The 13,011-nt window shown below is 74.9% G+C and carries 11 protein-coding genes; 2 read left to right on the top strand and 9 right to left on the bottom strand.

What is annotated here, in order from left to right:
- Positions 1-97: 97 nt before the first annotated feature.
- Both ACFWIA_RS31880 and ACFWIA_RS31875 read right to left on the bottom strand, forming a co-directional pair.
- Positions 98-397 carry a hypothetical protein gene (locus tag ACFWIA_RS31880; RefSeq protein WP_387010732.1) on the bottom strand — a complete coding sequence of 100 codons (300 nt, stop codon included), beginning with the start codon at positions 395-397 and terminating at the stop codon, positions 98-100.
- 149 nt (positions 398-546) lie between these two features.
- Positions 547-1,347: a hypothetical protein gene (locus tag ACFWIA_RS31875; RefSeq protein ID WP_387010731.1), complete on the bottom strand. Its 801-nt coding sequence runs from the start codon at positions 1,345-1,347 to the stop codon at positions 547-549.
- Positions 1,348-1,621: 274 nt separating this feature from the next.
- Between ACFWIA_RS31875 and ACFWIA_RS31870 the strand changes: the two genes are divergently transcribed.
- On the top strand, positions 1,622-2,674 hold the full coding sequence (locus tag ACFWIA_RS31870) for a helix-turn-helix domain-containing protein (RefSeq protein ID WP_387010730.1): 1,053 nt from the start codon (positions 1,622-1,624) through the stop codon (positions 2,672-2,674).
- Here the strand turns inward: ACFWIA_RS31870 and ACFWIA_RS31865 are convergent.
- Complete coding sequence (locus ACFWIA_RS31865; protein WP_387010729.1) at positions 2,618-4,042, bottom strand: DUF6777 domain-containing protein; 1,425 nt, start codon at positions 4,040-4,042, stop codon at positions 2,618-2,620. The two genes, ACFWIA_RS31870 and ACFWIA_RS31865, sit on opposite strands and share 57 nt — an antisense overlap.
- Positions 4,043-4,186: 144 nt before the next feature.
- Here ACFWIA_RS31865 and ACFWIA_RS31860 point away from each other — a divergent pair, with 144 nt between their 5' ends.
- The gene (locus ACFWIA_RS31860; RefSeq protein ID WP_387010728.1) at positions 4,187-5,458 is read left to right on the top strand and encodes a streptophobe family protein; all 1,272 of its coding nucleotides are present in this window, start codon (positions 4,187-4,189) and stop codon (positions 5,456-5,458) included.
- 62 nt (positions 5,459-5,520) lie between these two features.
- On the opposite strand, the gene ACFWIA_RS31855 is transcribed toward ACFWIA_RS31860, so the two are convergent.
- The 6 genes from ACFWIA_RS31855 to ACFWIA_RS31830 all read right to left on the bottom strand — a co-directional run bounded on the left by ACFWIA_RS31855 (position 5,521) and on the right by ACFWIA_RS31830 (position 12,844).
- Positions 5,521-6,591, bottom strand: a complete 1,071-nt coding sequence (locus tag ACFWIA_RS31855) for a serine/threonine-protein kinase (RefSeq protein WP_387010727.1) — start codon at positions 6,589-6,591, stop codon at positions 5,521-5,523.
- Complete coding sequence (locus tag ACFWIA_RS31850) at positions 6,588-7,529, bottom strand: hypothetical protein (RefSeq protein ID WP_387010726.1); 942 nt, start codon at positions 7,527-7,529, stop codon at positions 6,588-6,590. The genes ACFWIA_RS31855 and ACFWIA_RS31850 overlap by 4 nt, the downstream gene beginning before the upstream one ends.
- Positions 7,530-7,586: 57 nt before the next feature.
- Complete coding sequence (locus ACFWIA_RS31845) at positions 7,587-10,073, bottom strand: FHA domain-containing protein (RefSeq protein WP_387010725.1); 2,487 nt, start codon at positions 10,071-10,073, stop codon at positions 7,587-7,589.
- 100 nt (positions 10,074-10,173) lie between these two features.
- Positions 10,174-10,767 (bottom strand): DUF6506 family protein, encoded by a 594-nt coding sequence (locus ACFWIA_RS31840; protein WP_387010724.1) that lies wholly within the window; start codon positions 10,765-10,767, stop codon positions 10,174-10,176.
- Between the two features lie 107 nt (positions 10,768-10,874).
- Positions 10,875-12,128 (bottom strand): glycosyltransferase, encoded by a 1,254-nt coding sequence (locus ACFWIA_RS31835; RefSeq protein WP_387010736.1) that lies wholly within the window; start codon positions 12,126-12,128, stop codon positions 10,875-10,877.
- A gap of 98 nt (positions 12,129-12,226) precedes the next feature.
- A complete protein-coding gene (locus ACFWIA_RS31830) occupies positions 12,227-12,844 on the bottom strand; it encodes a DUF2165 domain-containing protein (protein ID WP_387010723.1) in 618 nt (205 codons plus the stop codon).
- Between the last annotated feature and the right edge of the window lie 167 nt (positions 12,845-13,011).

Below are 13,011 nucleotides of genomic sequence, written 5' to 3'. Positions count from 1 at the left end.
TCGGCATCCGTCACATCAAAACGCGCCACACGCGAGTTCTACCAGCCCCACCCAGCACACCACCGAGCCTTGAAGAGATCCGAACTTCGAACAGTTCCTAGTACTCGATGGCGGGGAGCAGTCCCGTGACCGGGGCGACCAGATCGGTCACCTGCCGGAGTTGCTGGAGCTGGGCGAAGCCGTGGCTGATGGTGCCGACCTGCCCGGTGACGGTCGGCATCTTGGCCTGGTGCTCCGGGCCCACCGACTGGGCGGACAGGGAGTCGACCTGCCCGATCACGGACGGGACCTCCACGCCCTGCTGGAGGGCGGGAGCGGCGGACGCTGCCGTGGCGGTCAGTGCGGTGACTCCGGAGGCGAGGGCCACGGCGGCGAGAATGCGTCGAGTTGCGGTCATGTACGGAGCAACGGGTGAGGGCCCCGCCGGGTCACGGCCACGGCTCCCGGCTCACTCGTGGGGCTCACGGCCCGGTGGGGGTGGCACGGGACGGAGCCCCTCCCCACGACCGGGGAGGGGCTCCGAAGGCACGTACTGCGCACGGTGGTTCAGGGGCAGCCCGCGATGGTGCTGCGGGCGCGCTCCGGGCTGGCGTGCACCACGTTGCACTGGTCCGTGTCGAGGCCGCCGTCGACGAGGCCCCAGCCGGGCCCGGCACGCAGGACGGTGTCCTTCGTACCGCGGATGGTGTCCCTGCCGGGACCGCCCTGGATGACGCCGCCGGCCTCGGGGCCGACGCCCTTCGCCTCGATGAGGTCGTTCTCGCTGCCGCCGAGGACCCGACCGCCGAAGTCGATGACGCCCGTCGAGATCGCGTCGGCTCCGTCGTTGCCGAAGACCTGGCCGCCGCCCCGGGCGTGCTGGCCGGGGGCTCCCGACACGGTGCCGACGGTGATGCGGTCCTCCCCCTGGTCGCCGTAGATCGTGGCGCCGTTCTCGGTGCTGCCCATCACCGTGGGCACGATGATGGTGTCGTCACCGGTTCCGCCGCGCACCGACGCCTGGTCCGCGCGCGGGTAGAGGTGACTGGTCTGGATGCGGTCGTCGCCGTCCCCGCCGAGGACCTGTGCGTCGATGATGAGGCCCTTGACCCGGATGTTGTCGTCGCCACCGCCGCCCCAGATGATGACGTTCTCGACGTCGTTCTCACACTCGATGACGTCGTCGCCCGGGGTGCCTTGTACGGTTTGGCCCGGCGGCACGGAGGAACCGTTGACCACGCAGTGGTGCGAGGGCAAACCCTCGTGGGCCTGGGCCGGGGCCGTCGACAGGGACGCGGCGGCGAGCAGGGTCGCGCTGAGGGCCAGGCCGCGGGCGACCGGGCGCGACGGACGAGGGCTGAGGGGCATACGGGTCTCCTGGGGGCAAAACGATATGAACTCGCCTACCGTGCGCCCCCACCGCAGGACACGCCCGCACATCCTTGCCCCGCGTCACCCGCCCGGCCCTGCTCCTGGCCCTCACCTGCGGACGGTCACGGCCCCGCCACGCCGGACGTGCCGGCAAGCGGGTGACGGACCGTCGACCAGCACTCCCGTACCCGCCCCGTCCCCCTCGCCCCGTCACCGGGCTCCGTCACCACGCCCTCGCCACCGCACGCCCTCGCCGTAGGGAGAAGGACGCATGCTCCGCATCCACTTCACCGCCCGCGACCTCCTGAACGTCCGGATCGCCCGACAGCCCGATCCGTTGTGGGAGCTGATGTGCAGCGTCTGCCGCATCCAGACCCGGGAAGGGCCCGTCGACTTCGATCCGTGGCGGGACGCCGCCCGTCGCGTCCTGCGGGCCGACCCCCTCGCGCTGCGGAGCCTGCGCGTACTGCGGACGGTGATCCCGCCGCTCGGGTACATCCCCGACTTCCTCACCCCGGCGCCCGATCCGGCCGGCGCCGAGCTGGCCGCGGGCCTCGACCTCGTCCGCGCGACCCCGCGCACCCGGCTGGAGCGCGAGTTGGCCGAGCTGTCGGGCGCCCGCAGGCCGACCGGTCGGCTGGGGGCGCTGACGGGGAACGACGGGCCGGCGCTGCTGACAGACGCGCTGCGCACGTACCACGACGGTCTGCTCGGGCCCCACTGGGCGCGGGTGCGGGCCGCGGTGGAGAACGACGTCCGGGCCCGGACGCACGGTCTCCTCTCGGGCGGTACGCAGGCACTGCTGGACGGGTTGCGGCCGTTCGCCCGGTGGCGGTCGCCGGTGTTGGAGGTCGACTTCCCGGTGGCGCGCGACCTGTTCCTGGCGGGGCGGGGCCTGTTGTTGCTGCCCTCGTACTTCTGCTGGCGGCGGCCGACCGCCCTCGCCGATCCGGACCTACGGCCCGTCCTGGTGTACCCGGTGGCGAAGACGCCGTTCGATGCGGGGGCCTCGACCGCGGACGGAGTGGTCCGCCTGCTGGGGCGCACCCGGGCCGCGGTGCTCGCACGGATCGCGGACGGCCGGACCCGGACCACCTCGGAGGTCGCCGCGGCGGTGGGGGTCTCGCTGCCGAGCACGAGCCACCAGATCGGCGTGCTGCGGGAGGGCGGGCTCATCACCAGTCGGCGCGACGGCCGGTACGTCATCCACACGGCGACCCCGCTCGGGCTGAACCTGCTGGGCGGCGCCGCGCCGCCCGGTCCCGGCTCAGCCCCGGTGGTGGGTGACGGCCGGTCCGGGGGCCGCCGAGGTTCCACCGGGTGACGCGGGCTCCTGGGGCGGGGCCTGCGGGGAGCCGGGGGCCGAGGCGGAGCCGGGCGGCGGGGACTCGGGGACGGGCGATCCCGAGCCCTCCGTCGGCTCGGACGGCTCGGACGGCGGGGACTCGCCGGTCGACGTGCCGTCCGGCGACTCGGACGTCCCCTCCGAGGGCGACGAGCCGTCCGGTTCCGGGCTGCCGGAGCTGTCGGAGGGCGAGCCGTCGGGACTGGGGGTCGGGTTCTTCGGGGGCTGGGTGGGACGGTCCCCCGGCCCGGTGTCACCGCGCTCGCGGGTGAACCAACCACCGCTGTCGGCGTCGTACATCACGAACGACTCCACGGGGTGCGGAGCGGGCTTCACGAAGACGACGTTGGACTCCCGGTAGCCGGGCCACGGGTCCCCGATCTGCTTCGGGTCGCCGCGCAGGGCGACCGGTTCGGCCAGCGGGTTGCCGCAGGCGCAGCGCACCTTCGGCACGCCCCGGTCGTCGACCAGCACCGCGGTGCCGGCCTCCAGCACCGCCTGGTACGCCGTCGCCCTGCCGTCGCGGTACCCGTGGTTGGTGACCCTGGTGTCGAGCCGCAGCTGAACGGGGGTCAGCGCCCGTAGGTAGGCCGGCACTCCGGACGGCTCGACGTCCAGGACCGCGGCGAACGCCGTGTTCTTGGCGCTGTCGCGGCCCAGGTACTCGACCTGCTTCGCGACGTCGCAGCTGCCCACCTTGCGGGTGCCCCCGTACAGTCCGGGCTCGGCGCCCGAAACGCCCTGGGTGACGTACCCGCTCGCGGACTCCGAACGGTCGGGCAGGGAGGGCGTGCTGGGCGGCGGGGAGCTGTCCCGGGCGGTGGACGCGGTGAACGGGTCCCGGCCCGTGCTGTTCGCGGCCTGGAGGAAGACCTCGCCGCTCCCCCCGCCGCCGCCTCCCCCGCCGCCGTTGCCGTCGGGGCGGGTCAGCACGACGCCGAGGACGACCGCTGCGACCACGCCCAGGGCGAGCAGGGCCACCCGCGGGGCGCTGCGCCACCAGGGGGTACCGCCGCCGGCGCCCGGGCCGCCCGTTCCGGAGCCGCCGTCACGGCCGCCGCCACCCGAGCCGGGCGGCCGGTCCGCCGCACCACCGCCCGGGCCGCCACCCGTCCCGCCGCGCGTGCCGTCCGGTGCGGCGGGGGTGCCGTGGGCGTCGTCGCTCGTCGGACCGGACGGGGGACCCGCGGGACGACCGGCCGGCGGGGGCGGCGGAGTCGGCGGGCGGGACGGTTCGGAGAGGGGGCCGGACGGCGGCCCGGACGGGCCGGTGGACGAACGGTCCGACGGATCGCCCGGCCCCGTGGGGTCGGTCGGGCGGTCGGAGGACGGTGGTTCGGCGCTCACGGATCTCAGCTCCCGGTCTCGAACGACCCCCCGGGGCGCCACTGCGCCCGACCATTGTGTGCAGCGCCCCCGCGCACCCTGCAAGCGGACGCGGTCGGCCCCTCCCGGGGAGCGCCGGGGCGCGGGGCTGTTTAGCGTGGCTGCGTGAGCGACTGGCGAGCATCCGACCGGGGGGCCGCCGTTCGCGCCCCCGCCCGGCCCGCGGTACACGGCTGGCTCCTGGCGCTCGCGACGGTGCTCGCCGCCCTGTTCGCCATGACGGTCCTCGCGGCGGCGGGGCTGTGGGCGGCCGGTGCGCACGGGTTGCCCGACGCGGCGTTCCCCCGGGTGGTGGTGGCGGTGGTGCTGCTCGCGGTCGGCGGGGACGTGGGGCTGACCGGCGGCAGCGGGGGGCTGGTCGACGCGCGCGGGGACCTCGTGGTGCTGCCGTTGTCGGTGAGCCTGGCGGGTGCGCTGGTCGTGGGCGCGGGGTTCCTCGCACCCCTGCGGCACCGGGCCGTGGTGGGCGGGCGGGAGTTGGCGGGGTGGGCCGGACGGATCGCCGTGCTGTGGCTGCTCGCGCTCCTCGGACTGTCGCTCGGCGCCCGCCAGGAGTTCACGGTGTCCCTGGGGGACCCGGCCCTGCGGGACGTCGGCGACCTGCTGGGGCTCACCCCGACCGTCGGGTTCGCGGCCGACGTGGGGACCAGCGTGCTCCTCGGACTGGTGTGGCTGGCCGGAGTGCTGCTGATCGCGTTGTTGGTGGCGCGCAAGGCACCCCTCCCCGCGCGGCTGGTGCGGTTCCACGCGGCGGTGCGGCCGGCGGCGCACGCGGCCCTGGACGTGCTGCTCACCTACGTGGTGGTGGGGCTGGTGGTCGGGGTGGTGGTCGCGGTGACCCACGGGCACGCGGCCGACACGATCGCGGTGCTCCTGCTCGGGCTGCCCAACCTCGCGTGGCTGGCCTTCACCCTGGGGCTCGGCGCGGTGTGGGACGGGCGGGTCGACGGTCCGTTCGGGCTGCCGATGCCCCCCGCGCTGGACCGGGTGTTGCGGGGCACCCAGGACAGTGCGCTGAGCGTGCGAACGCTGGCCGAGCAGGACGGCCGGGCGTGGTGGCTGGTGCCGTTCGCCGCGGTGGTGCTGTTCGCCGCGGCGTACGTGATGGCCCGGCGGGCGCCGGTCGGTACGCCCTTGTGGCGGCACGCCGTGCACCTGGGAGTGGCGCTGGCGTTCACCGTCCTGACGGTCTGCCTGACCGTACGGGTGTCCGCGCACTACGGCTTGTCGCTCTTGGGCATCGGTGACCTGGGCGGTGGACTGTCCGGGCGGGTGCGGCTGGACCCTCGGGTGGGCCAGGCGGTGGCCGTCGCGGTGGCCTGGGGCGTGGTCATGGGGGCGCTGGGCGGGTTGGCCGCGCGGTGGCGGCGGCGCTGACGCCCGACTGCGGTGCGGATGCCTGCGCGGGCAGGGGTGCGGCGTTCCGGGATCGTCCGTGGTTACGGGCGGTCGGCCGCGCCGGGCGGGTCTTCGGCCGCGCCCCGGAACACCGGGCGGGCCCAGGCGGGGGGTGCGGGTGGCGGCCCGGGGCGTCCGTCGGCGGCCCCGGTGTTCGCGGTGTTCGCGGTACCCGGGTGGTGGCTGCCCGGGTCCGCGCCGGTGGCGGCCCGCAGCGCGCCCACGAAGGCGAGGCAGGAGTCGTAGCGGTCGTCGGGGCGCTTGGCCAGGGCCTTCGTCAGGACCGCGTCCACTCCTCGGGGCGTGTCGGGGCGCCGCTCGGCCAGCGCGGGCGGCTCGTCGTACTGGTGGGCCCAGAGCAGGGCCATGTCGTCGTCGCGTTGGAAGGGCGGGCCGCCGGCCAGCGTCTCGTACACCACGCAGGCGAGGCTGTACACGTCGCACCGCCCGTCGACGGGGCGCCCCGAGATCTGCTCGGGCGCCACGTAGTCGAGCGTGCCCACGAACTGGCCCACGGTGGTGAACCCGGTGAGGGACAGGGACTTCTTGGTGAGTCCGAAGTCGGTCAGGTACACGTGCTCCGGGTGGTCGCTGTCGGTGCCCCGGGCGACGAGGATGTTGCCGGGCTTGACGTCCCGGTGCACCAGACCGTGGTCATGGGCGGCGTCCAGTGCGGAGGCGACCTGGGTGGCGATCCGTACCGCGGTGTCCCACGGGAGCACTCCGGCGCCCGCGGAATCCGGGTGCTCGGCGCGCTGGTCGAGGAGGTGCCGCAGGTCGAGTCCGGCGACGTAGCGCATGGCGATGTAGAGGACGCCGTCCGCCTCCCCCGCCTCGAAGACGGGCACGATGTGCGGGTGGTCGATCGCGGCGGCGACCCGCGACTCGTGGGTGAAGCGGCGACGGAACGTGTCGTTGCGGGCCAGTTCGGGGGCGAGGAGCTTGAGCGCCACGGTGCGGTCGAGGCGCAGGTCCTTGGCCCGGTACACGACGGCCATGCCGCCCCGGCCGATCTCGCCCTCGATGCGGTAGTCGGCCACCTGCTGTCCCACGAGCCCCGACGGGCGCCCCGTGTGTCCGTTCGGTTCGGGGCGGGACGCGTCCTGTCTCATGGAGCGCCACCGCCGGAACGCGGGTCGGGTCCCGGCCGGTCGGCGGGGCGGGTGAGGCGGCGGGTGCGGGTCCCGGCCCGGTGTTCGGCGGCGGTCCCGCGGCCCGGGTCGGCGTCACGGCCGGGGCCGCTGTCACCTCCGCTGTCATCGCCGGTGTCGCGCTCGGGTACGGGGTCGGGTCCCGGGGGTGGTTCGAGGACGGTGGGGGGCTCCTCCCGTCCGGCGGGCGGGCCGGTGCTCGCCGCACCCGGGTCGCCCACGACCCTGGTGTGCGCCGCGCCCCCGTCGCCCGGTGGCGGCTCCGGTTCCCGTCCGGGGGTGACCACGCGGGTGGGCGGGTACGGGTCCGGTGCCCGTTCGACCGCTCCCCCGGCACCGCGGGCGTCCGGCGCGGCTCGGTCTGCGGGCGCCCCGACGGCCGGAGCGGGAGCCGGTGGCCGCGTGGTGTCCCCGGTGGCCGCCCGGTCCGCCGCGAAGCCGCTCAGCCGCCGCCCGTCGCTGTAGACCCAGCGCTCGTGTTCGGCGTCGTACAGCCACAGCGACGTCCCGTCCACGACCATTCCCACCCGTAGCCCCCGGGTCCGCCGGTGGAAGGACTCGGTGTCGAGGGTGCCGTCGGCGAGTTCCCCGGCGGCGGCCCGGTAGCGGGTGACCGCCTCCTGGGCACGGGCCAGCAGGGGGCGCGGGTCGGCCGTGTGGGTGGTGGGGGCGCCCGTGTCGGGAGGCTGCTGGGGCACGGCCACGAGGAGCCGGCCGTCGACCCAGGCGGTCCACCCGTTCGCGCACGCCACCCGGCCCCAGTCGCCGAGCCGCTCGGTCAGCTGAACGGGCAGCAGCGCGTCCAACGGCGCGGAGGGCCGGGCGGTGTCGGGAACCTCCCAGGTGGGCAGGCCACCGGGCGGAACGACATGGGTGGGGCGGAACTCGACGGTGGTCATGGGCGGCTCCCCTCGCGGTGCCTCACGGGACCGGGGCGCCGAAGCGCCCCGGCTGGATCACTTGCGCATCACGGCGGGTTCCTGGTGGCGCAGCAGTCGGGAGACGGCGAACAGGAAGACGAGGGACAGCACCACGAGCATCCCCATGTCGAGCAGCCAGGTCCCCGCCGTGTGCTGGAACAGCGCGTCGGCGCTCTGGTCGCCCGGCACGATCCGGGCGAGCCCGATGGTCGACGCCATCGCGGCGAACGCCCACCGGGCCGGCACCAGCCAGGAGAACTGTTGGATGCCCGGCACGGCGAGTTCGAGGAGGGCGCCGCAGAACACCACCTGCACGATGGCGATCAGCACCAGGAGCGGCATCGTCACCTCCTCCTTGGGGACCACCGCGGAGATCAACAGGCCGAGCGTCATCGCGGTGAAGGCGAGCAGCGCGACGGCGAGGATGATCTCCACCAGGGGTGGGAGGAGCACCCCCGACCCGCCGGGCGCGTTGAGGTCGACGCCGAGCAGGGCGACCAGGGTCAGTACCACGGCCTGGAGCACGGTGATGGTGCCGAGCACGACGACCTTCGACATCAGGTACGCCGATCGGGACAGGCCGACCGCGCGTTCCCTGCGGTAGATGGCGCGTTCCTTCACGAGTTCCCGCACGGCGTTGGCGGCGCCGGTGAGGACGCCTCCGACGCACAGGATGAGGAGGGCGTCCATCGCGGACTGCGAGGTGAGGCGGCTCCCCGCGAGTGCGCGGGCCATCGCCCCCATGATGAAAGGCAGGGCGATCATGATCGCGAGGAAGGTCCGGTCCGCACCGAGCGCGGCGCCGTAGCGGCGGACCAGGGTGCCCACCTGGGCCCGCCAGCTCTGCGGCTTGGGCGGCGGTGGCGCGGTGGGCCGGTTCCCGGTGGGGACCGGGGGCCGTGCGGTGGCCTCGGTGATGTAGCGACGGTGGAACGGCGAGGCCCGGTACTCGGTCGCCCAGTCGCGCGCGTGGTCGGTGTCGAACGCCTCGAACGCCTCCGGCCACTGCGTGTGACCGAAGAAGGGGAGGGCGTCGTCCGGCGGACCGAAGTACGCGATCCGGCCACCGGGCGCGAGGATCAGGAGCCGGTCGCAGACGTCGAGGCTCAGCACGCTGTGGGTGACGACGACGACGGTCCTGCCGTCGTCCGCCAGCCCGCGCAGCATGTGCATCACCGAGCGGTCCATGCCGGGGTCGAGGCCGGAGGTGGGTTCGTCCAGGAACAGCAGGGAGGGTTTGGTGAGCAGTTCGAGGGCGACGCTGACGCGTTTGCGCTGGCCCCCGGAGAGGCTGTGGATGGGCTGACCGGCCCGCGCTTCGAGGCCGAGTTCGTGGAGGACCTCGTCCACCCGGGCCCGGCGTTCGCTTTCGGCGGTGTCCTGCGGGAACCGCAGCCGGGCCGCGTAGCCGAGGGCGCGGCGCACGGTGAGCTGCACGTGGAGGATGTCGTCCTGGGGGACGAGTCCGATGCGGCTGCGCAGTTCGGCGTAGTCCCGGTACAGGTCGCGGCCGTCGTACAGCACGGTTCCGCGGTCGGCGGGGCGCAGCCCGGTCAGGGCGTTCAGCAGGGTGGACTTGCCCGCTCCGCTCGGCCCGACGACGGCCAGCAGGCACTTCTCGCCGACCGGGAAGGTCACGTCGTCGAGCAGGGTCTTGCGTCCGTGGTCCACGGTGACGCTCAGGTCCTGGGCGTCGAGGGAGACCTCGCCGGTGTCCACGTACTCCTGGAGTTCGTCGCCCACCAGACAGAACGCCGAGTGTCCGACACCGACGATGTCGCCGGGGAGCACGGGCGCCCTGGTCACGGGGCGACCGTTGAGGTAGGTGCCGTTGTGGCTGCCGAGGTCCACGATCTCGTAGGTGGTGTCCGGACCGGTGCGCAGTTCGGCGTGGTGACGGGAGACGACCAGGTCGTCCACCACGAGGTCGTTGTCCCGGCCGCGGCCGATGCGGACGGTGCGGGCGGGCAGCGGGCGGACGGTGGTGGGTTGCCGGAAGGTGCCGGTGGCGGCGGGACTGTGGACGCCCGAGGGCCGGTCGGGCGGGGCGGGCGCGGATCCGGTCGCGGGCGGTGGCCGACCGGTGTCGGGGTGGTCGGGCGGGGCGGGCGCGCGCGTGGTGCTCACCGGCGGCGCGGGAGCCGGGGACGCGGCAGCCGGGGGTGCTGTCCGGGGCGGGGTCGGAGCGGTGGGTCGGGGGCGGTCCGGGGCGACGAGCAGGGCCCGGGGGCCGTCGGCCGCACCGCCGAAGCGCAGCACGCTGCCGGGGCCCACGCCCCATTCGTGGATCCGCCGGCCGTCCGCGTAGGTGCCGTTGGTGCTGTTCTCGTCGGCGACGGTCCAGTGGCCGGCTGCGGCGCGCAGGACCGCGTGGTGCCAGGAGACCCGGTCGTCATCGATGACGATGTCGCTCGTGGGGTCCCGTCCGACGTGATAGTCGCGATCGGGTGTCAGCACCGTGGAGCCCGTGTCCGTCTCCACGACGAGCGCGGGCGCAGTCGGCACTCCGGGCCGCTCTGCCATGTCTGAATTCTAGCGATGTACGGCGATTGCCGCCCTGGCTGGCCGGCCCGCCGCGCACCACCCGCACCATCCGCGCCGGCGGGCGACCCCCGTGACCGCCTCAGTGCCGCCCGTACACGGTCAGCCCGACGGGCACCCGCGCGTCCACCTCCTCGATGACGGCCTCCGCCACCTCCGGACCCGGCGCCCCGTAGATCTCGATGAGCGCGAGTTGGGGGCCGAGTTCGCCGGCGACCCGGGCCGCGGCCTTGGCATCGGGCACGGCGACGATCGTGATCGGCCCGCCGCCCGAGGGCTTCTCGTACCGCGCGCGGTCCTGCACGGGGTCGGCGCCCTCGTGGACGAGCAGGAACGCGTCGGCCAGCGCCTCGCCCGCCCCGAACCGCTCCATGTAGGCGGCGATCGCGGTCAGCGACTCGAAGCCGTAGTAGACCGCCCCCACCCTGGCCCGGTCGCCCACCTCGCGGGCGATCCGTGCGTGCCACACGGCACCGAAGCTGCCGCACAGTTCGATGAGGTCGGCGCCTTCGGTGACGAGTCGGGTGGCGAGGTCGACGGCCTGCGCCGGCTCGCCGACGGCACGCACCCGGGTCCGTCCGCGGGAGGTGCTGACCGACAGCAGGTCCACTGCCGGATCTCCGCCCTCCATCTCGTAGATGACGACCCGGTCCCGCGCGTCGTTGGTCTCGGACATGGTGTTCCCTCCGTCCGACGGCGCCGGAGCGCGCCGTCAGAGCCATCCTGCAACCTCAACCAAGGTCGAGGTCAACCCGGTTGGACATCCGGCCCGGGTACGCCAGGTCAGCGCCGCGCGGCCAGCCGCTCCAGGGTGCGCAGCACGGGCCGCACCCCGTCCTCCGCGGCCAGCCGACCGGCGAAGCTCCGGGCCGCCGCCGCGTACGGTGCCCCGTCGGCGGTCGCTCGGACGAGGGCCGCCGACAACTGCCCGGCGGTCAGCTTCCGCAGCGGCACGGCGGCCGGGGCGACGCCCAGGGCGCCCAGGCGCGCGGACCAGAACCCGGCGTCGAACTGCACGGGCACCGGGACCGAGGGCACGCCCGAGCGGAGCGCCGCCGCCGTGGTGCCGGCACCCGCGTGGTGGACGATCGCCGCCATCTGCGGGAAGAGGAGGGCGTGCGGCAGATCGTCGACGGTGAGCATGTCGTCCCCGCTCACCGCCCCGTCCGCGCCCAGACCGCTCCAGCCGCGTTGGATCACACCCCGCAGGCCCGCGGCGCGCAGGGCCCGGACCACCGTCGCGCTGAGCCGCGCCGGGTCGGGCACGGTGGCGCTGCCGAGTCCCACGTAGACGGGTGGCGGGCCCGCGGCGAGGAACGCGCGGACGTCTTCGGGCAGTCGGGCGTCCGGCGGGTCACGGGGCCACCAGAAGCCGTCGACGGTCAGACCGGGGGGCCAGTCACGGGGACGGGGCACGACGAGGGGGCTGAAGCCGTGGTGCACGGGCAGGCCGTTGCGCTCCCGGGCGCGCCGGGCGGCGTGCACCCCGAGCGGCGGGGCCCCGAGTCGGGCCCGTAGGGCGCGGACGGCGTCGGCGAAGAGGTGGTCGAGCCCGGCGTTCATCGCCTGCCCCGCGAGGCGGTTGGCGAACGGCCCGAAGGAGCCGGCGGTGATCAGCGGCGGGGCGAACACCCGGGTGGGGGCCTGGGGTTGGAGGTGCAGTTCCACCGCGGGCAGGCCCAGGCCGTCAGCGATGGCGTGCCCGAGCGGGGCGACCGCCGGGGCCAGCAGGAGGACGTCACTGCGTTCGGCGACGTGCAGCAGGTCGTCGGCGAACTCGCCCACCCGGTCCCGCAACATCGCGAACAGTCGGTTCAGTCGACGGATTCCGCTGGTGGTGTGGTGCAGCTCCTGGCCGGCGGCGGAGGCGAGTTCGGCGCGCGGGTCGAACGGCAGTGCGTGGAAGTCGAGTCCGGCGCCGGCGGCGAGCGGCGCGAAGCGTGCGTGGGTCACGAGGGTGACCTCGTGCCCGGCCCGGGTCAACCCGTGCCCGAGCCCGGTGAAGGGGGCGACGTCGCCCCGGGAACCCGCCGTCATCACCGCTACCCGCACGCGCCCATTATGGCGGAGCGGACGGCGGGTCACCAGCGGTTCGCCGGGCCGCGCCGGGATTCAGCGGGGGCGCGCGCCGGGATTCAACGCGGGTCGTGCGCCACGGCCGGCCCGGTCCGCTCCGGTGGCAGCACTCCGGGGAGCCAGAGGACCACGAGGGCGATTCCCGCGAGCGTCAGATTGCGGGCCGCGGCGTCCAGCCCGTTCCACTCGGACGACTGCCACATGGCGAACCACTCCCCACCGATCGCGAGGAACCCGAGACCGAACAGGAGCAGCACCATCACCAGTCCGAGGGTGCCGGTGCGGCGGGCGCGGGCGACCGCGGCGGAGTCGGGGGCGCGTCGGGTCAGGGCGCGCGCCCACTGCCACCCGGACCACAGCAGGACGACGGCGGCCAGCGTCTCCCAGCCGATGATGGCGACGTACGCGAGGTCCGCGACGGTGTGCGACTCGATGGCGCGCCACATCAGGTCCTCGTCCTTGAACGTGGTGTCCATGGCGAGGACGTGCCGGACGAACTGCTGGTTGGTCCCGAAGTCGGTGATGTTGCCGAAGGCGACGAGGGCCATGTAGACGGCGACGGTCACGGTCAACGCGGCTGCCGCCACCGGCAGCCCGCCGAGCCGGTCGAAGCGGGCGGCTCCCCGCTCCCGCTCCGCACTCCGGCGGGTGTCCGTCCCCTCGTCCACGTCCGACATGTCGTCCTCCCCCGCGCGTCCGCCTCCGGTGCGAACGCTCTCCTTGTGATCATGGCCCGCCCGCGGCGCGGTCAACCGCCGGACGGGCAGCGGAAGGTGACGGGACGGCGTGCGGTCCGTCCGGTGCCCGGGTGGCGCGGGCGCGGCCCGCTGCGCAGGAGCGGGTG

Source organism: Streptomyces sp. NPDC127068, from assembly GCF_042724695.1.
In the GTDB taxonomy this organism is placed as follows: Bacteria; Actinomycetota; Actinomycetes; order Streptomycetales; family Streptomycetaceae; genus Streptomyces.
Note: the sequence above shows the minus strand (reverse complement) of the source record. Positions and strands in the feature narration are given on the sequence as shown.

Bases quoted from the DNA above. Each gene is read 5' to 3' on its own strand.
- ACFWIA_RS31880 (WP_387010732.1), bottom strand. From the start codon at position 397: ATGACCGCAACTCGACGCATTCTCGCCGCCGTGGCCCTCGCCTCCGGA.
- ACFWIA_RS31875 (WP_387010731.1), bottom strand. From the start codon at position 1,347: ATGCCCCTCAGCCCTCGTCCGTCGCGCCCGGTCGCCCGCGGCCTGGCC.
- ACFWIA_RS31870 (WP_387010730.1), top strand. From the start codon at position 1,622: ATGCTCCGCATCCACTTCACCGCCCGCGACCTCCTGAACGTCCGGATC.
- ACFWIA_RS31855 (WP_387010727.1), bottom strand. From the start codon at position 6,591: ATGAGACAGGACGCGTCCCGCCCCGAACCGAACGGACACACGGGGCGC.
- ACFWIA_RS31850 (WP_387010726.1), bottom strand. From the start codon at position 7,529: ATGACCACCGTCGAGTTCCGCCCCACCCATGTCGTTCCGCCCGGTGGC.
- ACFWIA_RS31845 (WP_387010725.1), bottom strand. From the start codon at position 10,073: ATGGCAGAGCGGCCCGGAGTGCCGACTGCGCCCGCGCTCGTCGTGGAG.
- ACFWIA_RS31840 (WP_387010724.1), bottom strand. From the start codon at position 10,767: ATGTCCGAGACCAACGACGCGCGGGACCGGGTCGTCATCTACGAGATG.
- ACFWIA_RS31835 (WP_387010736.1), bottom strand. From the start codon at position 12,128: ATGACGGCGGGTTCCCGGGGCGACGTCGCCCCCTTCACCGGGCTCGGG.
- ACFWIA_RS31830 (WP_387010723.1), bottom strand. From the start codon at position 12,844: ATGTCGGACGTGGACGAGGGGACGGACACCCGCCGGAGTGCGGAGCGG.